Origin of the sequence: Psychrosphaera haliotis (assembly GCF_039523615.1) — a bacterium.
Classification (GTDB): domain Bacteria; phylum Pseudomonadota; class Gammaproteobacteria; order Enterobacterales; family Alteromonadaceae; genus Psychrosphaera; species Psychrosphaera haliotis.
The window spans coordinates 816,859-839,232 of the sequence record NZ_BAAAFQ010000004.1; the positions used below are offsets into that span (position 1 = coordinate 816,859).

The 22,374-nt window shown below is 39.6% G+C and carries 18 protein-coding genes; 10 read left to right on the forward strand and 8 right to left on the reverse strand.

The genetic code is table 11. The annotated features are described in order from the left end of the window. Positions 1 to 7: 7 nt before the first annotated feature. The 4 genes from ABD009_RS06250 (at position 8) to ABD009_RS06265 (ending at position 4,627) form a co-directional block, all read left to right on the forward strand. Complete coding sequence (locus tag ABD009_RS06250) at positions 8 to 397, forward strand: RidA family protein (RefSeq protein WP_343823644.1); 390 nt, start codon at positions 8 to 10, stop codon at positions 395 to 397. Between the two features lie 18 nt (positions 398 to 415). Then, positions 416 to 1,198: a tRNA (guanosine(18)-2'-O)-methyltransferase TrmH gene (trmH, locus tag ABD009_RS06255; protein ID WP_343823646.1), complete on the forward strand. Its 783-nt coding sequence runs from the start codon at positions 416 to 418 to the stop codon at positions 1,196 to 1,198. Positions 1,199 to 1,207: 9 nt separating this feature from the next. Further along, positions 1,208 to 3,301: an ATP-dependent DNA helicase RecG gene (gene recG / locus ABD009_RS06260; RefSeq protein WP_343823648.1), complete on the forward strand. Its 2,094-nt coding sequence runs from the start codon at positions 1,208 to 1,210 to the stop codon at positions 3,299 to 3,301. Positions 3,302 to 3,400: 99 nt separating this feature from the next. Further along, positions 3,401 to 4,627: a diguanylate cyclase gene (locus ABD009_RS06265; RefSeq protein ID WP_343823650.1), complete on the forward strand. Its 1,227-nt coding sequence runs from the start codon at positions 3,401 to 3,403 to the stop codon at positions 4,625 to 4,627. 51 nt (positions 4,628 to 4,678) lie between these two features. On the opposite strand, the gene ubiK is transcribed toward ABD009_RS06265, so the two are convergent. Then, positions 4,679 to 4,948 carry a ubiquinone biosynthesis accessory factor UbiK gene (ubiK, locus tag ABD009_RS06270; RefSeq protein ID WP_343823652.1) on the reverse strand — a complete coding sequence of 90 codons (270 nt, stop codon included), beginning with the start codon at positions 4,946 to 4,948 and terminating at the stop codon, positions 4,679 to 4,681. Positions 4,949 to 5,076: 128 nt separating this feature from the next. Next, the gene (traF, locus tag ABD009_RS06275) at positions 5,077 to 6,630 is read right to left on the reverse strand and encodes a conjugal transfer protein TraF (RefSeq protein ID WP_343823654.1); all 1,554 of its coding nucleotides are present in this window, start codon (positions 6,628 to 6,630) and stop codon (positions 5,077 to 5,079) included. 167 nt (positions 6,631 to 6,797) lie between these two features. Here traF and rep point away from each other — a divergent pair, with 167 nt between their 5' ends. Further along, the gene (rep, locus tag ABD009_RS06280; protein WP_155695913.1) at positions 6,798 to 8,810 is read left to right on the forward strand and encodes a DNA helicase Rep; all 2,013 of its coding nucleotides are present in this window, start codon (positions 6,798 to 6,800) and stop codon (positions 8,808 to 8,810) included. Between the two features lie 141 nt (positions 8,811 to 8,951). On the opposite strand, the gene ABD009_RS06285 is transcribed toward rep, so the two are convergent. Then, positions 8,952 to 9,347 carry a c-type cytochrome gene (locus ABD009_RS06285; RefSeq protein ID WP_425543061.1) on the reverse strand — a complete coding sequence of 132 codons (396 nt, stop codon included), beginning with the start codon at positions 9,345 to 9,347 and terminating at the stop codon, positions 8,952 to 8,954. A gap of 599 nt (positions 9,348 to 9,946) precedes the next feature. On the opposite strand from ABD009_RS06285, the gene polA reads away from it, so the two are divergent. Next, the gene (polA, locus tag ABD009_RS06290; protein ID WP_343823657.1) at positions 9,947 to 12,766 is read left to right on the forward strand and encodes a DNA polymerase I; all 2,820 of its coding nucleotides are present in this window, start codon (positions 9,947 to 9,949) and stop codon (positions 12,764 to 12,766) included. Between the two features lie 488 nt (positions 12,767 to 13,254). Here polA and yihA read toward each other — a convergent pair whose 3' ends face one another. Continuing rightward, positions 13,255 to 13,983: a ribosome biogenesis GTP-binding protein YihA/YsxC gene (gene yihA, locus ABD009_RS06295; RefSeq protein ID WP_343823929.1), complete on the reverse strand. Its 729-nt coding sequence runs from the start codon at positions 13,981 to 13,983 to the stop codon at positions 13,255 to 13,257. Positions 13,984 to 14,172: 189 nt separating this feature from the next. On the opposite strand from yihA, the gene ABD009_RS06300 reads away from it, so the two are divergent. The 3 genes from ABD009_RS06300 to ABD009_RS06310 all read left to right on the forward strand — a co-directional run bounded on the left by ABD009_RS06300 (position 14,173) and on the right by ABD009_RS06310 (position 16,529). After that, positions 14,173 to 14,799 carry a c-type cytochrome gene (locus ABD009_RS06300; RefSeq protein WP_343823659.1) on the forward strand — a complete coding sequence of 209 codons (627 nt, stop codon included), beginning with the start codon at positions 14,173 to 14,175 and terminating at the stop codon, positions 14,797 to 14,799. Positions 14,800 to 15,506: 707 nt separating this feature from the next. Further along, complete coding sequence (gene yihI / locus ABD009_RS06305) at positions 15,507 to 16,079, forward strand: Der GTPase-activating protein YihI (protein WP_343823661.1); 573 nt, start codon at positions 15,507 to 15,509, stop codon at positions 16,077 to 16,079. Positions 16,080 to 16,085: 6 nt separating this feature from the next. Further along, complete coding sequence (locus tag ABD009_RS06310; protein WP_155695918.1) at positions 16,086 to 16,529, forward strand: DUF2489 domain-containing protein; 444 nt, start codon at positions 16,086 to 16,088, stop codon at positions 16,527 to 16,529. A 96-nt stretch (positions 16,530 to 16,625) separates the two neighbouring features. Here the strand turns inward: ABD009_RS06310 and ABD009_RS06315 are convergent, their stop codons facing one another. The 4 genes from ABD009_RS06315 to ABD009_RS06330 are packed head-to-tail and all read right to left on the reverse strand — an operon-like array spanning position 16,626 to position 20,050. Next, entirely contained in the window at positions 16,626 to 17,348 is a 723-nt protein-coding gene (locus ABD009_RS06315; protein WP_343823664.1) for a HugZ family pyridoxamine 5'-phosphate oxidase, read from the reverse strand. A gap of 2 nt (positions 17,349 to 17,350) precedes the next feature. Then, positions 17,351 to 18,151 carry a heme ABC transporter ATP-binding protein gene (locus ABD009_RS06320; protein WP_343823666.1) on the reverse strand — a complete coding sequence of 267 codons (801 nt, stop codon included), beginning with the start codon at positions 18,149 to 18,151 and terminating at the stop codon, positions 17,351 to 17,353. Beyond that, the gene (locus tag ABD009_RS06325) at positions 18,144 to 19,190 is read right to left on the reverse strand and encodes a FecCD family ABC transporter permease (RefSeq protein WP_343823668.1); all 1,047 of its coding nucleotides are present in this window, start codon (positions 19,188 to 19,190) and stop codon (positions 18,144 to 18,146) included. Before ABD009_RS06325 ends, ABD009_RS06320 begins: the two co-directional genes overlap by 8 nt. Beyond that, entirely contained in the window at positions 19,190 to 20,050 is an 861-nt protein-coding gene (locus ABD009_RS06330) for a heme/hemin ABC transporter substrate-binding protein (protein WP_343823670.1), read from the reverse strand. The genes ABD009_RS06325 and ABD009_RS06330 overlap by 1 nt, the downstream gene beginning before the upstream one ends. 147 nt (positions 20,051 to 20,197) lie before the next feature. Between ABD009_RS06330 and ABD009_RS06335 the strand changes: the two genes are divergently transcribed. Continuing rightward, positions 20,198 to 22,306: a TonB-dependent hemoglobin/transferrin/lactoferrin family receptor gene (locus ABD009_RS06335; RefSeq protein WP_343823673.1), complete on the forward strand. Its 2,109-nt coding sequence runs from the start codon at positions 20,198 to 20,200 to the stop codon at positions 22,304 to 22,306. The last annotated feature ends 68 nt before the right edge of the window (positions 22,307 to 22,374 follow it).

The window sequence follows — 22,374 nt, forward strand, 5'->3', positions numbered from 1 at the left end:
TTTCACCATGACACGTATTGTTATTAACACAGATGCGGCACCTGCCGCTATTGGCACTTATAATCAAGCGATTAAAGTAGGCACCACGGTTTACCTTTCTGGTCAAATTCCACTGGTTCCAGAAACCATGGAAGTTGTCTCAGAAGATTTTGAAGCGCAAGCAGAGCAAGTTTTTAAAAACCTGACTGCAGTTTGTGAGGCCTCTGGCGGCTCAATTGAAGATGCCGTGAAGCTCAATATTTTCCTAACTGATCTTGGTCAGTTCGCCAAAGTAAATGAAATTATGGCGAAGTATGTGGCCGAACCATTCCCAGCAAGAGCTGCAGTTCAAGTTTCAGCGTTGCCTAAAGGCGTGCAAATTGAAATTGATGGTATTTTAGAGCTATCTGACGTTTAAGCATTATTAGGAACAAACATGACACCGGAACGCTTTAAACGTATTACTGAAATACTCGACAAACGTCAGCCTGATTTAACGGTTTGTATGGAACAAGTCCATAAGACTCATAACTTATCAGCCATTATAAGAACTGCTGACGCCATTGGTATTCATAATATCCATGCGATATACACGACTGAAAGCCGTTGGTTATCTGGTGGTCGTGCTTCGGGCAGTCAAAAGTGGGTAAAAGTGACTGAACAGCCTGATACGGCAACAGCAATAAAACAGTTTAAAGCGCAAGGTATGCAAGTCTTAGCCACTAATCTATCTGATAGAGCTAAAGACTTTCGCGAAATTGATTATACAAAACCTACTGCACTTATTTTGGGCCAAGAACGTGACGGTATTTCAGATGAAGCACTAGAGCTAGCTGACCATCATGTTGTAGTACCAATGTTTGGTATGGTTGAGTCATTAAATGTGAGTGTCGCTGGTGCGTTAATTATGTATGAAGCGCAGCGCCAACGCTTAGTGGCTGGTATGTACGACAAACCAGTAATTAGCGAAAAAATACGTCATCAAATGTTATTTGAAGGCGGGCACCCAATTTATGCCGAGTTATGTGTAAGAACAGAAACTCCTTATCCACCGTTGGATGAAGACGGCCAGATTGATGCACCAAAATCTTGGTATACAGAATTAAAAGATAAATATAATCTATTACCTGCGGGTAAAAAGTCACGTCGTGTTGATTTTACGCATACGGATCAGACATTTGAGTTTGAACCAAACTCTATTGCCGATAAATGTAACTAATGGAATAACATGGCGCTAACGTCCTTATCTTCAGTGCCAATTACCACACTTAAAGGTGTTGGCCCTAAAGTCGCAGAAAAACTAACAAAACTTGGCATTCATAATATTGAAGATGCCCTGTTTCACCTACCTTTGCGCTATGAAGATCGCAGCCGTATTTACCCAATCGCAAATACCGTAGTTGGCACCCATGTGGCAGTGGTAGGGCAAGTCACATCTTGCAATATCCAGTTTGGCCGAAAACGCATGTTAGTCGTTAAAATTGGCGATTCGACTGGCGGCATGACGTTACGTTTTTTTAACTTTTCCGCAGCCCAAAAAAACTCATTAGAAGATGGCACTTGGATAAAGTGTTTTGGTGAGATCAGAGGCGGCAAATTTGGACCAGAAATTCTTCACCCTGATTACGTTAAAATCGACGGCCCTGACGACATAAATGTAGACGAGTCTTTAACGCCCGTTTATCCAACTACTGAAGGCGTAAAGCAAGCTTCCCTTAGAAGTATTACTGAACAAGCCCTGTCTCGATTAGAAAAGTATAGGGTTGAAGAGCTGATCCCCTTTGAAAGACTACCAAATAGCTATTCACTAGTTAAGGCGCTGCAAATTTGTCATCGCCCGCCCATTGATACTGACGTGTCATTGCTGGAACTGGGGACTCATCCGGCCCAGCAACGTTTAGCGTTTGAAGAGTTATGCGCATACCAATCAAGTATGTTGCACCTAAAAAAAGACACTCAGCAAGTGTCAGCAGTGCCATTTCCAAAAGAAAACGACTATGTAGATCAGTTTTTAAGTTCACTTCCTTTTTCGCCTACTAGTGCTCAACAACGGGTTGTTGCAGATATTACCAACGACCTTGCAAAGCCATTGCCAATGATGCGACTAGTGCAAGGTGATGTAGGCTCTGGTAAAACTTTAGTGGCCGCTTTGTCGGCATTAACCGTTATAGCCCAAGGTTATCAAGTGGCTTTAATGGCACCCACTGAAATATTAGCAGAGCAACATGCCCACAGTTTTAAGGCTTGGTTTGAACCACTAGGGATTAACGTCGCCTGGTTAGCCGGTAAGTCAAAAGTAGCAGAAAAACGAGCGGCATTAGAAGTAATTGGCGATGGCTCAGCACAAATGGTCGTAGGTACTCACGCCATTTTTCAAGACCAAGTAGAGTTTTCAAAACTCGCCTTAATCATTATTGATGAACAGCACCGCTTTGGCGTGCATCAAAGGCTGTCATTAAGAAACAAAGGCGCTATTCATACTCAAGGTACAGTGATGTATCCGCACCAACTGGTAATGACGGCAACGCCTATTCCTAGAACCTTAGCAATGACAGCCTACGCTGACTTAGATTGCTCCATTATTGATGAGTTACCACCAGGTAGAACACCTATAACGACCGTTGTAATACCAGATACTAAACGGGATAAAGTAATTGAACGCGTTGAACACGTTTGCCTTACTACGGGCCAGCAAGCCTACTGGGTTTGCACGCTTGTAGAAGAGAGCGAAGCATTACAATGCCAGGCAGCTGAAGATGCCGCCGTAGAATTGAAAGAGCTATTACCAGAGCTAACGATAGGCTTGGTGCATGGCCGCATGAAGGCCGATGAAAAACAGGCTGTTATGCAAGCGTTTAAGAATGGTGATGTTAATTTGCTGGTTGCGACTACCGTTATAGAAGTAGGCGTTGATGTTCCTAATGCCAGTCTTATGATCATAGAAAACCCAGAACGACTTGGTTTAGCCCAATTGCATCAACTCCGAGGACGTGTTGGCCGAGGTGCTTTACAGTCTCATTGTGTTTTACTTTATCATTCACCGTTGTCTCATACTGCACAGCAACGTTTAGCTGTTTTGAGAGACTCTAACGACGGCTTTGTTATTTCAGAAAAAGATTTAGAAATAAGAGGCGCGGGCGAAATCCTAGGCACACGCCAAACAGGAGTCGCGGCTTTTAAGGTCGCAGACTTAGAACGAGACGCAATATTATGTGAACAAGCTATATTGGTAGCACAGGATTTATTATTGTCACAACCAGAAAAAATTAACTCATTAATTGCTCGTTGGTTAGGAGAAAAACAACTTTATGGTAATGCCTAAGGTTGATATATTCGATTATATAAACAATACTTTAAGTTCGTCGTTGAAGTATTTCACGTTAAATAACAGTCTTATTAAAAAATAATAAAGTAGAGGTTCATGAAAAAAGTTCTTATTGTTGAGGACAGTTTACCCATTGTGGCGCTGCACAAGAACATAGCTATTAAAGCGGGACTTGAACCAGTTATAGCGATGACATTTAGTGAAGTAAAAGCTTTATCAAGCCAATTTGATGATTTTTTCTGCGCTATTATCGACTACAGCTTACCCGATGCGCCAAACGGCGAAGCCATAGATTTTATTCTAGACGCAAAAGTTCCAAGCATAGTAATGACGGGTATGCTAGATGACAAAATACGTGAGCACATCCTCGAATTACCTGTTATTGATTATATTACAAAAGAAAGTAAACAAGCCTTTCATTACCTCCTCTCGTTGTTAAAAAAACTTCAGACCAATAACAATGTAAAAGTCCTTGTCGTTGACGACGCTAGTAGTGCTCGAGCCTATGTTCGAGGCTTATTACTCCGTCATAATTTTGATGTATTGTTAGCAAACTCAGGTAAATCCGCTCTTAATGTTCTTAAAAACAATCCAGATATTAAGCTGGTTATTACTGATAAAGAAATGCCACACATGGATGGCATTGAACTTTGTAATCAAATTAGAGCGACCCATACAAAAGATGATGTAAGCATTATTGGCATCTCTGCAAATAGCTCTCAATCTCTTACGGCTAAATTTATAAAAAATGGCGCCAACGACTTTTTACAAAAACCATTTTGTTTGGAGGAGTTTTATTGCCGAGTTATACAAAATATAGAGTATGTTCAAAGTATTGATATAATTAGAAAACAAGCTAACACTGACTATTTGACTGATTTGGCTAATCGCCGTTATTACTTTAATAGCGCCCAACCAATTATGGATAGTTTGGATACAAGTACAGTCGCGATGATGGATATTGATGATTTCAAGTCCATTAATGACAATTATGGCCATGACGCTGGCGATATTGTTTTAAAAACTATTTCTAGTTTAATCCAGTTACACTTTGAACCTAAGTACCTTGCAGCGAGATTAGGTGGTGAGGAATTCAGTGTTTATTTTCATGACTTGGAACTCGAAAAAGCGGTCAAAATGCTAGAAAGTTTTAGGCAGGAATTAGAAAAAACTAAAATTAATGTAGGCTGTGAAATCATCACTTGCACTGTTAGTATTGGCGTGTGCCAAGATAAAAAAGATAAGTTAGATAGTTTACTTATACTTGCAGATCAAAAATTATATACGGCAAAAGAAACAGGCAAAAACAAAGTGGTCTTTTAACAACACCACTTTCATCTTCATTAAAAACAAGCAAATCAACCTAAAATATACTTACTCTGTCTCTGCGCCTTTTTTACTTTCCAATAACGCTTTTAATTCAGACACTTCTTTTTCTAATAAATCTAACTTAGCTCGTGTTCTTGCCAATACTTGGGTTTGAACATCAAACTCTTCTCTACTAACAACATCTAACTGCGACAATTTATTTTGTAGAATCGTTTTTACTTTTTCTTCTGCGTTGTCCGCCATCGTCTTAACACCTGCAGGTAATGAATCTGCAACTTGTGAAGCAAACTGCTCTATTTTTTTAGCGTCAATCATCTTTAACCCTTAATTATTTAGCTTGGCTTATTGTAATTGCTGGAATAAAAAAGGCCAGCATTGCTGACCTTTAATTGTGAAACACACTAAGTCTTTTATAAATACTTAGCTTGTTTTACGCATTTAATTTACCAAGTGATCATTGCTTGTAAACCGCCGCCTACGTCATCTAATTCAGGCGATGCTTGTAAGCCTAAATCAAATTGAACGCCGCCTAGGTAAACACCAGCACCAACCGTAATTAGGCCATCACTTTCATCTGTTGTTGAATTACCAACTTTATCAGCAAAATTGTGACGGTAGCCCGCTCTTAACTCTAAAAAGTCATAAGCATTTATTACTGCACCAACACTACCATACTGACTACCACGGAAAAATTGCTCGCCATTGGCAAACTGTGGTCCTTTAGATTCAGTTAAGTCTAAATCCGCAGCTAAACGAATCCAGCCGTGATTATAACTTGTTCCAATTCTAACTTGAGTATCAACTTCGTATATAAGCGACTCTTGCCCTACTTTAAGTGATTCTTGACGTGACTCAATGTCTTCACCAACAATATTTTTAACGGTAACGCCAATACGCCACTTATCCATTGAGTCCATAGATAAAATTGCACCTAAGTCAGCGGTTACAAAATCTTTTGAACTGCGGTACTCATCGCCATCAATATCGTCTTCATCAAAATCAGACGATGCTGATTGATAATCAAAAAACTCTAAACGAACCGTTTTAACGGTTGCACCAACACTCAGTTTCTTTTCTGAGTCTAACTGCCAATTTGAAGCTAGTGTTACGCCAGCTTCCGCCCAACCAATCGCGGCAAAGCGTGCTTTAGATTCTAATGTATCTTCGTCAAAGACGATGGTTTGCGTGTCTTGATCAAAAATATCGCCATAATCGTTTTGTATCGTCGTTTGTAGAACTTTAGCGTCTTCTGCTAGGACTTCTGCGGCATTAAAGTCCACTTCTGCTTGATCCGCTATCCTTTGAGCTTCATCTATGTCATCTTGTGTCGCAGTGCCGCTGTTTTCCAGTTGCTCTAGGTCTGATTGAAGTTGGTCATAACGAGCTTCTAAACGAGTAGCTTCGTCGTATAAAGGACGAACGTCGCTAAGAAGCGTCTGGCCTAAACCTGTATATCGGCGCAATAAGTTAATATCGCTAGAAGAAATATCCCCCGTGCCACCTACATCAAACTTCGCCATTGCATTAAATGAAACTGCTACACGCTCAAATGCCATCCCAAAACCAAGGTTTACACCAAAACTGCCTTGCAAACCAGCACCGTCTAATTGTTCAAAATCGTTAACAATGCGGTTGGCGGTGTTAATGGTATTTTGTAGATTTTGAGGATCACCTTCTAGTAAGTCTGAATCGTCCAAGTCTTCAAAGTTATTCACTTCGTCTTCCAGGCTTTCAAAAAGATCTAAACTATCGCCATCATCTTTTGTATCGGCAACGCGTCCTGTGCCATTTAAAACAAGGAAAAAATCATTGTCAGTGCCTACCGCTGTGCCCAATAACGCAGGGTTATAATTAGCCGCTGAAGACCAATGTGCATATGTAAGACCTGCACCACCGCTGCCAAGGTTCCTTGCTGATTGTATAAAACTGTCCACTGCTAGCGCGGACGTGCTGAATAAGCCTAAAGTAATGGCCAAAGATACTGCTGATTTTTTCATGATAAATCCTCTTTTCATAGATGACAGCGTTTAATCCACTATATTGTAGTCGATTTATTCATCACTACATAAGCTAAAATTTATTATTCTTTCCCTAGAATTCTCTAATGCGAAAGTAGGCTTTACTTTGGTATGATTGCGCCCTTAACTACAAGGTGACCAAATTAATGCGTTTAAACCCCGAACAAGACTCTGCTGTTAAATATGTGAACGGACCGTGCTTAGTATTAGCCGGTGCTGGTTCGGGTAAAACTCGTGTCATTATCAATAAAATTACTCACCTCATTGAGCAGCATGGTTATAGTGCAAAACACATTGCTGCCGTTACGTTTACCAATAAAGCCGCAAAAGAAATGCGTGAGCGAATCGCCTCTTCAATGGATAAGAGTAAGATAAAAGGCTTAAGAATTTCGACGTTCCATACTTTAGGTTTAGACGTCATCAAAAAAGAAATAAAAACTCTTGGTTTTAAGCAAAATTTCTCGTTATTTGACGACCAAGACTGCTTTTCATTATTAAAAGAACTCACAGAGCCAGAGTTAAAAGAAGACAAAGAAAGTATTTACCAGCTGATCAATCGCATTTCCAGTTGGAAAAACGATCTTATATTGCCTAAACAGGCCATGGCCGAAGCAACGGACTCAGAAAACGCGCTTTATAGTGAACTTTACATGCGCTATCAAAATCAATTAAGAGCGTACAACGCGTTAGACTTTGATGATTTGATTCTAATCCCTACCCTGTTATTCAAAAACAACGATGAAGTAAGAGCAAGGTGGCAAGATAAAATACGCTATTTACTGGTTGATGAATATCAAGATACCAATACCAGCCAGTACGAATTGGTAAAGTCTTTGGTTGGTAAGCGTGCCCACTTCACTGTAGTTGGAGACGACGATCAGTCTATATATTCTTGGCGTGGCGCAAGACCTCAAAACTTGGTTCTTTTAAGCAAAGACTTTCCAAATTTAAACTTGATCAAACTAGAACAGAATTACCGTTCCGTTGGTTGTGTATTGCACGCGGCAAACGTGCTAATTGATAAAAACCCCCACGTGTTTGATAAAAAGTTGAAAACCAATATGGAATACGGCGAGCCAATTCGCATTATTCAAACTAAAAACGAAGACAATGAAGCAGAACGCGTTATTGCTGAAATCATTGGCCACCGTTTTACCAATAAAACAAATTATGGCGATTACGCTATTTTGTATCGTGGTAATCACCAAGCACGTATTTTTGAGAAAATGCTTACCTCTAACCGAATTCCCTACAAAATTAGTGGCGGTACGAGCTTTTTTTCTAGAGCCGAAATTAAAGACATCATGGCTTACTTGCGCCTGTTAGTTAACCAAGATGATGACAATGCCTTTTTACGGATCATTAATACGCCGCGTCGCCAAATTGGCCCAGCAACATTAGAAAAACTGGGATTACTCTCAAACGACAGACATTGCAGTTTATTTGAAGCGGCCTTTGATAATGCCTTTTTAGGTATGATTAATGGACCATCAAAAAGTGCGATTCAGTATTTCACTCGCTGGTTTGTTGAATTGAGTGACCAGGTTTTGCGTAGCGACCCAAAAGAAGCAGTTAAAGATCTTATGAAAGGCATTCATTACGAAGACTGGTTGTTTGAAACTAGCTCGTCGCCTAAAGCTGCTGAAATGCGCATGAAAAATGTGAGTGAACTGTATAGTTGGGTAACACAAATGCTCGACGGTGATGACGAACACGAGCCACTTACTTTAGCGGAAGTTGTGAGCAAACTGACACTTCGCGACATGATGGAACGCAACGAAGAAGAAGAGGCAAACAATCAAGTTCAGCTTATGACTATGCATGCCTCCAAAGGTTTGGAATATCCATACGTATTTATGGTGGGCATGGAAGAAGGTTTGTTGCCACATCAGTCAAGCATTGATGAAGACAATATAGAGGAAGAACGTCGACTGGCTTACGTTGGAATAACCCGCGCACAACAACGCTTATTTTTAACCTATGCAAAAGAGCGTAGACAGTATGGCGAAACAATAATGACGGAGCCGTCTCGATTTATTGAAGAGCTTGATCAAAAAGATCTTCGCTGGGAGAAACTAGGCCAAGTAGTTCCAGAAGCTGTAAGAAAAGAAAAGAATAAAGCGAACATTGCCAACCTTAGGGCTCTACTTAAAAAGTAATCTCATTCACTGGTGCGATTAAAATACATATTCCACCCTGCACTGACTTAAGTGCAGACACAAAAAAGGCTCCTATATAGGAGCCTTTAATCAAATAATTTAACAGCGAGTTATTAATAACTCATCAGTAAAGTTTATTTGTTATTTAGAGCCATCAACCATATAGGTGATTGCTAACTTTATTTCATCGTCTGAACACGCAACACAACCACCTTTAGCAGGCATTGCATTAAAACCGTTGATAGCGTGTTTTGCTAATACTTCCATACCTTGAGCAACACGAGGTGACCATGCGCCAGCGTCACCCATTTTAGGCGCGCCCATAATACCTGCACCATGACATGCAGCACATGCACTTTGATAAACCTGTTCGCCTGAACGAGGGCCACTTGGTTTAGCAGCAACAGGTTCCGCACCTGCAATATATACTTGGCCAACCGGCATAAGACGTTTTTCAATTTCAGTTTTTTTATCAGTTGACGCGTTTGCTGTCATTACTGCAAATACTGTCACTATGGTCAAAAGCATTTTGATCATTTTTAATTCACCTTCTTGGGATAGAATTTTATACTATGCACATTCTACCTATTGATTAAGCCCTTGCAATATATAACCTTAGTAAATCACTATAAATTTTAGATAGAATTCAAATTTAACATTAAAAATATAGCAGTGATCTTTCTATTTGTACTAAAATGATCGCACTAGTTTGCATGCAGCCTAAGTAAATTAGGGCACTATGTGAACAATAAGAAAGGATCCTAAAAAAAGATCAGTTTTTTTCTTAAATTTACTGGATCAATTTAATATTCGCGTGTAAATTAACAATCCGCTCGAAGTTGATCGATTTTGAGCTTTCTGAATGCCTTCTATTTTTCTCTGGTATTCGCTGTAGAACAATAATAATAAAAAGCGGAACACTGCATAGTTTTTCAAGATAATGTTCCTGTTGGCCAATAAGTTTATTAACAAACTGTTTGCCAAGGCTTATTGTACTTATCAACTAAGTTATCCACAGGAAGTGATAGTTATTAACACTTGCTGACTTTCTGCACACCTCATATATATGGCGACTTTGCAATCTTTATGGCATTCTTATTCACCTATTTATCCAAAGCGACTCGGAAATAATCCACATGACAAAACAAGACTTATCATCAGCTTATAAGCCTCTGGTATTAGTTGACGGCTCTTCGTACTTATTTCGTGCCTATCACTCTCCACCGCACCTTACCAATTCAAGAGGCGAAGCCACTGGCGCCATCTACGGCGTAGTTAACATGCTTAAAAGTCTTGTGAAGCAATATTCACCTGAAAGAATGATCGTGATCTTTGATGCCAAAGGCCCAACTTTCAGAAATGAAATGTACAGTGAATACAAAGCTAACCGACCTCCTATGCCAGATGACTTACGTTATCAAATAGAACCTTTACACAAAATCATTAAAGCGATGGGCTTACCATTAATCGCTATTGAAGGCGTTGAAGCTGATGATGTAATTGGCACGATAGCGGATGAGCAATCAAAAAAAGGCAATGACGTTTTAATTAGTACTGGCGATAAAGATATGGCCCAGTTGGTTAACCCTCATGTCACATTGATCAATACCATGACAAATACAGTTATGGATCCCGATGGCGTGGTAGGTAAATTTGGAATTCCGCCAGAGTTAATAATTGATTACTTAGCTTTAATGGGCGACAAAGTAGATAACATTCCTGGCGTACCTGGTGTTGGTGAAAAAACAGCGGTGGCATTAATTCAAGGTTTGGGCAGCATAAAATCTATTTATGAAAATCTTGATAAAGTAGCAGGTCTTGGCTTCCGTGGTTCAAAAACCATGTCTAAAAAGCTTGAAGAACATAAAGACCAGTTATTACTTTCGTACGAATTAGCCACGATTAAACTAGACGTAGAGCACGGTATTAGTGACGAACTAATGCATTTAGAACAGCCTAATAAAGAGCAACTTGCTGAGCTATTTAAAGAGTGTGAATTTAAACGTTGGTTAAAAGAAATTTTATCCGGTGACGATGCACCAAAAGCGTCAGCACCTACTAAAGGCAAACCTACAAGCCAAGCTGAATCGACTGAAACTGAAGAGTCAGAACCGGTTGCTTCAATTACGGTTGATCATAGCCAATACAAAACTTTGTTTACTATGGACGAATGGCAACAAAGCCTAACCGAAATAAAAGAAGCGGGTTTAATTGCTTTTGATACCGAAACAACATCGCTTGATTATATGGAAGCACAGCTTGTTGGGTTTTCATTTGCTTATGAATTAAATGGAAAAATTCAAGCGGCTTACGTGCCTTTAGCACATGATTATGAAGATGCACCTGAGCAAATTTCACTAGAAGACATTTCTGCGAGCTTATCAGAGATGTTAGCTGATAAAACCATTAGCAAAGTAGGTCAGAACTTAAAGTACGACATTAATGTGTTAGCGAAATACAATATGGTTATCAACGGTATTGTTGGCGATACTATGTTGCAGTCTTATGTTTTTAACAGTACCTCTACTCGACACGATATGGATAGCTTAGCGCTTAAATATTTGGGTCATAAATGTATTTCATTTGAAGAGATTGCAGGTAAAGGCGCAAAACAAATCACCTTTAATAAGGTTCCGTTGGAGCAAGCTTCGCCTTACGCTTCTGAAGATGCAGACATTACGTTACGTTTGTACCAATACTTTACAGAACAACTTAGAAAAGAGCCGAAACTAAACTCTATATTTAGTGATATTGAATTGCCACTGATGCCTATTTTGTCAAAAGTAGAACAAAACGGTGTGCTTATTAATGCCGACCACCTTCACGACTTAAGTGCAGAGTTTGCTGGCAAGCTTCAATCATTGGAGCAACAGGCTCATGAAGTTGCTGGCGAAGTATTTAATTTGGGCTCTCCAAAGCAACTACAAGAAATCTTATTTAACAAATTAGAACTTCCAGTTATTAAGAAAACACCAAAAGGTGCGCCTTCTACTGCAGAAGATGTGCTTCAAGAGCTGGCCCATAAATATGAATTGCCAAAACTCATTATTGAGTATCGTGGTTTAAGTAAGTTGAAGTCCACTTACACAGATAAACTACCAACAATGATTAAGTCTGCAACTGGTCGCGTGCATACGTCTTACCATCAAGCCGTTGCGGCCACTGGTAGATTAAGCTCAACGGACCCAAATTTACAAAACATTCCAATTCGAAATGAGAATGGCCGTCGAATTCGCCAAGCTTTTATCGCGCCTGAAGGTAAAAAGATTGTTGCGATTGATTATTCTCAAATTGAATTGAGGATCATGGCACATTTAAGTGGCGATAAAGCCTTGCTTGACGCATTTGCAAACAATTTAGATATCCATAAAACAACAGCGTCTGAAGTATTTGCGACACCATTTGAAGAAGTCACTACGGAGCAACGCCGAGCTGCTAAAGCCGTTAACTTTGGGCTTATTTACGGTATGTCTGCATTTGGTTTAGCAAATCAGTTAGATATTGCCAGAGGACAAGCTCAAGATTACATCAATAAATACTTTGAACGTTTTCCTGGTGTAATGGAATACATGGAGACCACCAGACAAAACGCGTTAAGCAATGGCTATGTTGAAACCGTATTTGGTCGCAGACTGTATCTACCTGACATTAGTGCTAGAAACAATATGCGCAAAAAGGCCGCTGAACGCGCAGCTATTAATGCGCCAATGCAAGGAACGGCTGCCGACGTAATTAAAAGAGCAATGATGGCGGTTGATAAATGGATTGTTGAAAATGCTGCAGATGACGTAACTATGGTTATGCAGGTGCACGATGAACTCGTTTTTGAAATTAGCGCAGACAAATTAGATTCAATATTGCCTCACTTAATAAGTGAAATGGAAAATGCTGCGGATTTAGACGTGCCACTCACTGCTGAAGCAGATCAAGGTGACAATTGGGACGAGGCACATTAGTTAATTGCATAAAAAAGCGTGAAAGGTATTTAAACCATTCACGCTTTTTTGTCATTTAAACTGTAATTAATTTACAAAAACGTAAATCCACTTTCAAATATTGGTGCTCAATAGGTAAACTCGGCTATAAATATTAATATTTGTTAAACAAGCCGCTAATTATTACTTCCGCTACAAAAAGCTAACTCTCTGTTTGCATTAACTTTTGTACACTATTTAAACAACACCCTTGCAAAGCCTTATTATATATAACTAAAAAACTTTTAAAAAAATTAGAGTATATACTTTACTTTCGAATCTGAATGGTTATTATAGTTATGTCTCTCGAATGAGTTGACCCTGTTGATATTTGACATTTAATAGCCTCTCCCCTTTCGCTATGACCGATGCTCTTTGAGCGTCGGTTTTTTTTTGCCGTAAATTAGTTACAAAAAAAGAGCGTTTCCGCTCTTTCTTTAAAATCACTGCATATTAAAACTAATTTTAAATTAGTCCGCTTTTGGCGTGTCTTGGTCTGGCTCACTAGCTGCAGATTGATCTGAAACTTCAATTGCATCCGCAGTTGTTTGATCATTGGCTGCTTCGCCTTCAATTTCGCCAGCTTGAGGCTCAACAAGTTCAGCTGCATTTAACCACTTATCCAACATACGAGATAACTGCACAATGCCTTGCTTTTTCAGCGATGAAAATAGCTCAACAGTCACATCGCCCTGGAAGGCTAAAGAAGCTTCACGAATTTTTAATAATTCTGCTTTTTGTTTACCTGACTTATATTTATCAGCCTTAGTTAACAAGACTAATATTGGTAGCCCTACTTCTACTGCCCAATAAATAAGGTTCTGATCCAGCTCCTTCATTGGGTGACGAATATCCATTAAAACTACAAGACCCTTAAGGCACTCACGCTTTTCAAGGTATTCATTTAATGACTTTTGCCATTTAAGTTTCATTTGCAATGGTACTTTTGCAAAACCATATCCTGGTAAATCAATTAAACGACGGTCTTCTTCCTCAAGATTAAACACGTTGATTAACTGAGTACGACCTGGTGTTTTACTCGTTCTTGCTAAACCAGTTTGTTGCGTTAATGTATTTAACGAACTAGATTTACCTGCATTGGATCTTCCAGCGAACGCAACTTCATAACCAGTATCTGGTGGAAGGCGACGAATGTCTGGTGCAGACGTAAAAAATGAAGCTTTTCTGTAATTAATAATCGATTTTGACACGGATAATCCTCTCGCTGTGAAACTGAACGTTAGAAATTCAACAACTTGTATCAAATATAACGTCGAAGAATCTTTCACATTGTGGCATTTGGTGTAGAATATGGCTAATTATACTCTTTGCGTGAACTGCTTCATAGCCAAAGGATTTAGAATAACTTAAATAATAGAGATACTAATATGAGAAATATTGCATTATCACTTACTATGCTATTCGGACTCATCGGTTCAGCTCAAGCTACAGACGGCGATGTTGAAGCAGGTAAAACTAAATCAGCAACCTGCGCAGCTTGTCATGGCCCTGATGGGAACGCCACTATTGCCATGTACCCAAAAATTGCAGGCCAGCACGCTGGTTATATATATAAGCAATTAAAAGAATTTAAACTTGCTATGGAAACAGGTGGTAAAGAAGGCCGTATGAACGCCGTTATGGGCGGTATGGTTATGCCTCTTTCTGATCAAGACATGAAAGACTTGTCTGCCTATTTTGCTTCGCAAACGATGACAGCAGGTTCAACTCCGGAAGACGTAATTCCGGCTGGACAAGCGTTATATCGCGGCGGTGATATGGAACGTGGTATTCCAGCATGTCAGGCATGTCATGGGCCAAGAGGCGTTGGTCAAAGCTTAGCTGGTTTCCCAAAAGTTTCTTTCCAGCACCCAGAGTATATCAAATCTCAACTTGAACTTTTCCGTTCAGGTGAACGTGCCAACGACATGAATGGCATGATGCAAGACATTGCAGTGAAACTTACAGACAAAGAAATCGACATTATCTCCAAGTATATGGCTGGTCTTCACTAGTCTTTTACTGTTAAAAAAGCACCTACGGGTGCTTTTTTTATGTCTTTGATATCCAAACCCTGTTTTAAATCACCTTTTTAGTAAGGTTTTGCCTGATCTAAATAAAGGTTTTTGCCGTAATAACCTAGTTAAACATTCCTTCTTATAAGAAAATCCCTATAAAATTGTAAGACATTGACCATTCTTTCTATAAGCTATTTCTTAAATATACAACCGTATATTTACTAAGTTATTGTTTAATAAAGAGTTCACTTTTTAACCACTATACATATGTAAAAAAATGTTAATTAATGCTTGAGTAATCGATCAGGTCAGGTAAATTATACCCCGTTGCCACGTAACGGATAACAAAACGGATTAGCCCCAAGGAAGTGGGAGTGGTAGTAGTATTATTAGAATTGCCCAGTTGGCAAACACGGATGAACCAAAAAAGTACCAGTGAAGGTCAATAAAAATATAAATACATACATGGAATGTTAAATAAAAAAAATACGGATAATTAGCATTAGTGACAAGACAAGGTGTCGTGCGTTCGGAAGGATTTCGAAATAAAATAGGAGAAGTGTCAGATTTTTATTTGAACACTTGCTAGAATTAGAGGCGATAGCGGTCACACTGTCGCCTTTTTTATTGCCTAAAATTTGGCAAGTCAGTAGAATCCGCAATCCAAACTTCTTTCATCTATTTATCCTTAACGTGGGGACTCCATGACTCGTCAAAAAAAGAGCAGAAAAATCGGTAGCATTGGCACCAGAAAACAAGAATCTCGTCCTGCTGATACTAAGCAACCACGCCGCAGCAAGAAGCCTAAAGGCCAACCGTCTGGCAACAGAAATAGCCTTATTGAGGAAAACGTTGTAAGCACTCCTCAAAATCAAGACAAAAACACGAATCCAAAATTGGGCAGTAAAAAACCAATCAGTTTATTGCCACAAGATAAGCCGACAGTAAAAGAGCCTAAAAAGATTGATCATTCAAAGTCGAAACCTTCTGCTAAGTTAACAAAAGCAGAACCTGAAGAATTAACTCCGCAACAAGAGTTAAACAACATTGAAGCGGATGAGCGCTTAATTGCTCTTGTAGAGCGAGTTCAAGACGGTGAGTTGTTATCAGGAAAAGAAGCCAAATACTTTAACAAGCAGATGGAAAGACTAGACGAGCTACTTGAAATCCTAGGCATTGACCCAGATTCAGATGAAGAAGAGGAAAATAATGAGCTTGATGCTCTAGAAAACCTTGGCGCTTCTGAGTGGGACGACTTATTAAAAGACGAGAAATAATTAACTATGTGGTACGCAATAATCGCTCTAGCTGTTTTAGTTGTTGCAGGCCTGGCATTTTATGCCGGCCAACTTTTGTGGAAAGTTAAAGCCCAAAAAGAAGCACAGCTAGAAGAGCAAAAGAAAAAGCTAACCTATTTAACTGACAGTATCTCTCACATTGCCAAAGCGATGCACGCCAAACAGTGTGAGTATTCTGAAGGTGTATTGAGAATCTGGGTTTTATTAGATCACTACAACTCAGCTCAACAAGAGCCAAAAGATTACAAAACTATTTATCCTGGTTTTGCAGGCTTGTATGACGTAGTCAAAGATATGCCTACTCATGAAGCTAGAAAAAAATTCAGTAAAAAAGAAATCTTTGAAATGGACTCAAAGCGCTGGCAAGCTGAAAAAGACCTTGAGCAGCAAATTGATACTGATCTAGAAATACTATTAAAAGAGTTTTAAGAAAGTATTCCGTCCTAAAATAGGTTCAAACTTCTTTCAGGATAATTAATAAAGGGCATTCGATGCCCTTTTTCATTGATACTTTAGGACTTTTTCCTACGCGCTTTTCCTAGCCAATTTAGTTAGCTTCACAAGCTCAACTCGAATGTCACCCATTGCCCTGCACTCTCTTCTAAACGTGACAAAAACCAGTCGTTCATCAGCTTTGATATAACAACCTTCGGTATGTACCGACAACATTTGAATGTGGTTGTTTACGCTTACACCCATAGAATTAAGAATATCAATCATCGCCACTTGGTGATCTTCATTCATGTGCTCCACAACTTGCAACTCTTGCTCTTCGGTCCAAGGTTTAGAACTACCGACCCATTCATTTTGCTCTAACCAAAAAATCTTGCCAAAACCACCAATATAACGAACACGCTTTACTTCTAATTTCCAAATAGCAAAGTCATGTGCCTTTTCATAACTTTTAGATTCAGGGAAGTGAGTAACAAACTGTTTAATCATTTCTTTCTGTTTGGTATTGGTTACTTTGTGACAATCTCCCACTAGCGTTGCGCGGGCATTTTCGTTTTGGTCGCCTTCCGCCGCTGCTACAAATACCGTTAAACTGACTTTTGAGTCTTGAGCCATATTTTTTGAATGCTGGGCAATATCACTAATATAGAAATATGCGTTACCTTCGCTATCTAACATAAACGGAGTTACCGAGCCAAAAGGATAGCCAGCCATATTCTTTGATATTGTTGATAACACACCAGACGTTGCATATCTGACTAATTGTTTTGCTTCGCTTAAAGCTTGTTCTCTCATTGTTAGTGCTCCGTAAATTCAGAAAAAATAATTGGGGTACGTGAATCAGGGTGCTGAATAACACGCATTGATGTTTTATATGCCTTGGTCAATCGCTCTTCAGTAAGTACCGATTCCGGTGTTCCGGTGTGTTGCAGTGTTTGTTGGTCCAATAACCAGACTTGATCAGCGTAAGTACTTACCAAGTTCAAATCATGTAAAACCACAATTGCGGTATTGCCCGCAGAGGTGAATTTTTTAACTAGTTTTAATAGTCGATGCTGATGTCGCACGTCTAATGCAGAGGTAGGTTCATCAAGTAACATCAACTTCTTAGTAGATTGTCCTTCAAGTGCATCAAGTTGGGATAAGCACCTAGCAAACTGTAAACGTTGCAACTCTCCACCAGAAAGCTGGCTGGTATTTCGGTCTAAATGAGTATCCAGCTCTACATAAGACAAATACTGAGATACTTTGCTCAGCTGTCGACTTTTCGGCTCCGCTTTATGAAATCGTCCCATCGCAACAATATCCACTAAACCAAAAGCAAAAGGGATCTGGTGTTTTTGAGTCATCACTGCTCGGTGTTGAGCCAACCATTCCAAACTGGCGTTTTTGATATTTACTTTGTTAGCGTTTAGAGGCTCAAAATGCACATCGCCTTTATATTTTATTTCCCCTGCTAGGCTATTCAATAAAGTGGACTTTCCGGCACCGTTTTCTCCGATAATAGCAATGAGATGCCCCGCTTCAGCTTCAGCGGAAATATTTTTGATAAGTGTACGCTTGCCAATATCCACAGAAAGATCACTAATCTTAAGCATGTTTGCTCCTTTGCTGAATAAGTAGATATAGAAAGAATGGTGCACCTATGAGGGCGGTTATAATTCCAATAGGTAATTCCGCTGGTGATACGACGTTTCGAGCAGCCCAATCCGCTAACAATAATCCTGCTGCGCCAATAGCCATACTTAACGGCATCACATAGGTAATTTTAGGGCCGACAATCATGCGACTAATATGAGGAACAATTAAGCCTATAAAACCAATCATACCCGTCATTGATACTGTCGCTCCAACTCCAATAGCAGTAAAGATGACGGTTTTATGCTTTAACTTGGATACATCCAAACCCAAATATTTAGCTTCTGATTCTCCAAGTAATAACACGTTCAACTTTTTGTTTAATGAATACAGCCCAACGATACTAATTAACATAAGCGGCAGAGCGTTAAACAACGTAGACCAAGTAGCGCCAGCCAAAGAGCCCATAGTCCAATAATTAATAAGCCTTAACGCGCTATCATCTGCATAAAAACTAACGAGGCCAATAACCGCAAATGCCAACGCGTTTAGAGCAACACCCACCAAAATTAAATTGGTTACATTAATTGCACCACCTCTTGTTGAAAGCATTGCCACCAAAGCTGTTACAGAAAGTGCGCCTATAAAGGAAGCTATAGGTAACCAAAACGCCACATCAATATTGTACTGATAACCAACACCAATCATCATTACCGCAGCCACAGCAGCTCCTGCCGTAACGCCTATAATTGAGGGATCTGCTAAGGGGTTTCTGCACAAGGCTTGTGTTGCCGTACCGGTTTGCGCCAATACCAAACCAACTAGCATGGCCAAACAAAATCTGGGAAGTCGAATCTCGGTAACAATATTAATTTGTAGGTTGGTGAATTGTTCAAACGAACTAGGGTGCAGCCAAGCTATCGCTAGTTGCCAGTCCCAGCCTGCGGGTCCAAAGCCTAAAGATAACAATGCGCCTAGCAAAATAAGTGCACCACTACTTAACATTGCTGTTACAAACAATCTCTGTTGGGCAGAGTAAAATTGAGCTACGTTTTCCATTACAACTCTCGAGTAAAGTTTTCAATCGCTGTTAATGACTGAGCTATTCGCGGTGTAATTGCTAAACTGAGCAAGCTATCAAGTACTAAAACATTACACGATTGCGAAGCTGTCAGAAGTGACAAACTTGGATGCTTACAAATCTCACTTTTCCCGCCCATTGACGCCGCTACATGACTTGGCACTAATAGAAAATCAGGTTTCATCAGCACCAATGACTCTAAACCTACTGGTTTAAAACCTTTATGACTGTCAACTGGGTTAGTAATTCCTAATGAGTTAAACAGGAAAGTAGGTACTGTTTCTAAGCCTGCAACTACAGCACCTCGGTCACTTAAGGACAACAATGACACTGCGGTTAATGACTTGTTGGTTGAATTAAGGCTTTTACCCTGAGTCATATTTAAAACATCTAGTGAGGCCTGAATATCACTGATCATTTTTTCAGATTTAAGAGGTTTGCCCAAACGCTTACCCAGCTCTTTTATGAGGTTAAAAAGCGACTCAATATCAACGGGCTTTTTAAATTGAGTCACAGTTACACCCGCTTGCTTAATGAGTGTTAAGGCCTCTTTTCTACCTGCTCCTTCCAAAACTAACATTTCCGTTGGCTGTAAAGACAATACCCCTTCTGCGGCTAAATCACGGTAATACCCAACTACAGGTTTTGTTAATGCCTCTGCTGGATAATTGCTTGATGAATCGATGGCAACAACTTCGTCGCCGCTATTTAAAGCAAAAACTATTTCAGTAATAGTTCCGCCAGCGGTAATAATCCTTTTTGATTCAGAGCCCTGTGCGTTCAAAGCTGATAGTGCCCAAACACTTATTAATATTGTTTTTACAATTGCCGCTTTCATTTCATTCCTCCATTATTTTCGAAAAGAATAAAACTTAAATAACACAAATGCAAATCATTCTCATTTGTATTTGATCTTGTTTTTGATTTGAAAGTGGTTTAGCCTTACCTCAATCGCAAATGATAATCATTCTCAACAAGGAAAATAATGAACAAAATAACTTCTCACGTTTCTGCAGTATCTTTAGCCGTTGTTGCATCACTCTCTGGTACGGTAAGTGCTAATACTGACGCACCTAGTAAGGAATTTGAGGGTGACACTATTGTTGTTTCAGCAACAAGGAGTGAGCAGTCTTTAGGTGATGTACCAGCGAGCGTGTCAGTGGTCGATGCAAGTGATATCGAAAAGTTTGTATTTACCGACTTAGGAAACCTATTCAAATATGATCCTTCGATTACGGCTACTGGACAATCAGGCGAAGCACAAACCTTGAATGTTCGAGGCATGGGCGGTAACCGACTTGTTTATGTAAAAGACGGACGTCGTGTAAATGATGGTTATGCTGGCGGCGGCGGTTTTCTCGTAGGTCGTGGTTATTTTGATACTGACTCTGTTGCACAAGTTGAAGTTGCAAAAGGAGCAGCCTCTTCTTTATATGGTTCCGATGCGTTGGCCGGAATTGTTGTGATCACGACAAAAGATCCTAGCGCTTTACTTGCCTCAAACGATTTTTATGCTGACTTAAACATTGGTTATGACTCAAGCAATAAACAACTTAAGTTAGGAACAACTGTCGCTGCCGATTTAAATGATTGGAAAACAAGTGCCGCCCTTACTTCAAGAAAAGGTGAAGAGACTCAAAACTTTGCAGAGACAATTCCTGGCTTCGACAGTGACGCTTTATCAATCTTACTTAAAACCGAAAATGAATTAACGTCAAATTCAAATATAAAATTCGTTTTTGACCGCTATGAACAAACTTATGAGCAAACTAATTCTGTAAATCTTGATACAACGACAGACAAAAATACCTCTACGGCAATATCAGCTGAGTACTTTTCTTCTTTAGAAACATCATTCTATGATCAGGTCAGACTTTTAGGTTATGTAAGCCAATACGAACAAGGTAGCGACCAAAGTAGAGCAAGCACTCGTGGTTATACTGATTTTAACGACTACCGCTTTGAGCAAGATATATGGGGGCTTCAAGCACAGTTTGACAAAACTATTGAAACTTCAGGATCAAACCATAGTTTGACCTACGGCATCGAGTTTGACCAATACAATACGGAACGTCCTAGATACAAAACACGTGTTTTAGCGGACGGCACGGTGGACTTTACTGACCAACAACAAAAAGCCTTTCCTGGCGCAGACACTGACCTTATTGGGGTATATGTACAAGATCAAATAAACTTTTCAGATAGTCCAATTTCATTAATTGCTGCATTGCGTTTTGACAGCTACCAAATGTCGGCAAAAGATAATGCCGTATATGATGGTTCTGAATTTAAAGATGTAGATGAACAAGCTATCTCACCAAAATTAGCCGCAACCTTTAAGCTAAACAATGCCGTTAATTTATACGCTCAGTACATGCAAGGTTTTAAAATTCCACCTCATGATCAAGCGTACCAAAGCCATGGCGTTGAACCGTTTTATCAAATATTACCGAATGCTGACTTAGAAGCAGAGGAAAGTGAGTCAATAGAAGTAGGCATGAAAATTAATACTGATGATGTGAAAGTTAGCCTAGCCTTCTTTGACTCTAGTTTTGAAAACTTTATTAATACTCAAATTGTAAAAACTGAACCAACCTATATCCCTGGAGTTAATAAAGCGTTTTATCAGTACCAGAATATTGATTCTGTTTCGATTGATGGCTGGGAGCTTTCGGCATCTTATTGGATGAATGACCAATGGTCGGCCAAGCTGAACTTAGCTGATACCAGCGGTAAAAATGATGAAACAGGCAATGCATTAACCTCTATTTCACCGTTATCAGGAAGCCTATTAGTCACTCACTACCAAGACAACTGGCAGCATACTTTGGCATTAAGAGCCGCAAAGGCAATGACCGACGTAGAAACAAACGGTGAAGGTGAAAAGACAGCGCAAAGCAATGGTTATGGCGTACTTGATTGGTACAGCCAAGTTGAATTAGACCAATGGCGAGTATCTATGGGTATTAGTAATTTGCTAGACAAAGAATATGTTGATTATCAGAGTATTGCTGGCCAGTCAGAGCAAGCAACCTACGAACAATACACGCAACCAGGGAGGAGCCTATCGATTAATGTTAACTATGCATTTTAATTCGCACGATTAATAAGCACATGATAGATTTGGTAATCTAAGCCACTTATACGAGTAAGTGGCTTTCT

What these genes read in the sequence shown, in the direction of transcription:
- ABD009_RS06285 (WP_425543061.1), bottom strand. Translation starts at nt 9,347, where the DNA reads ATGATCAAAATGCTTTTGACCATAGTGACAGTATTTGCAGTAATGACA.
- ABD009_RS06320 (WP_343823666.1), bottom strand. Translation starts at nt 18,151, where the DNA reads ATGCTTAAGATTAGTGATCTTTCTGTGGATATTGGCAAGCGTACACTT.
- ABD009_RS06310 (WP_155695918.1), top strand. Translation starts at nt 16,086, where the DNA reads ATGTGGTACGCAATAATCGCTCTAGCTGTTTTAGTTGTTGCAGGCCTG.
- ABD009_RS06335 (WP_343823673.1), top strand. Translation starts at nt 20,198, where the DNA reads ATGAACAAAATAACTTCTCACGTTTCTGCAGTATCTTTAGCCGTTGTT.
- ubiK (WP_343823652.1), bottom strand. Translation starts at nt 4,948, where the DNA reads ATGATTGACGCTAAAAAAATAGAGCAGTTTGCTTCACAAGTTGCAGAT.
- ABD009_RS06300 (WP_343823659.1), top strand. Translation starts at nt 14,173, where the DNA reads ATGAGAAATATTGCATTATCACTTACTATGCTATTCGGACTCATCGGT.
- polA (WP_343823657.1), top strand. Translation starts at nt 9,947, where the DNA reads ATGACAAAACAAGACTTATCATCAGCTTATAAGCCTCTGGTATTAGTT.
- yihI (WP_343823661.1), top strand. Translation starts at nt 15,507, where the DNA reads ATGACTCGTCAAAAAAAGAGCAGAAAAATCGGTAGCATTGGCACCAGA.
- ABD009_RS06325 (WP_343823668.1), bottom strand. Translation starts at nt 19,190, where the DNA reads ATGGAAAACGTAGCTCAATTTTACTCTGCCCAACAGAGATTGTTTGTA.
- recG (WP_343823648.1), top strand. Translation starts at nt 1,208, where the DNA reads ATGGCGCTAACGTCCTTATCTTCAGTGCCAATTACCACACTTAAAGGT.
- ABD009_RS06250 (WP_343823644.1), top strand. Translation starts at nt 8, where the DNA reads ATGACACGTATTGTTATTAACACAGATGCGGCACCTGCCGCTATTGGC.
- ABD009_RS06330 (WP_343823670.1), bottom strand. Translation starts at nt 20,050, where the DNA reads ATGAAAGCGGCAATTGTAAAAACAATATTAATAAGTGTTTGGGCACTA.
- ABD009_RS06315 (WP_343823664.1), bottom strand. Translation starts at nt 17,348, where the DNA reads ATGAGAGAACAAGCTTTAAGCGAAGCAAAACAATTAGTCAGATATGCA.
- rep (WP_155695913.1), top strand. Translation starts at nt 6,798, where the DNA reads ATGCGTTTAAACCCCGAACAAGACTCTGCTGTTAAATATGTGAACGGA.
- trmH (WP_343823646.1), top strand. Translation starts at nt 416, where the DNA reads ATGACACCGGAACGCTTTAAACGTATTACTGAAATACTCGACAAACGT.
- ABD009_RS06265 (WP_343823650.1), top strand. Translation starts at nt 3,401, where the DNA reads ATGAAAAAAGTTCTTATTGTTGAGGACAGTTTACCCATTGTGGCGCTG.
- traF (WP_343823654.1), bottom strand. Translation starts at nt 6,630, where the DNA reads ATGAAAAAATCAGCAGTATCTTTGGCCATTACTTTAGGCTTATTCAGC.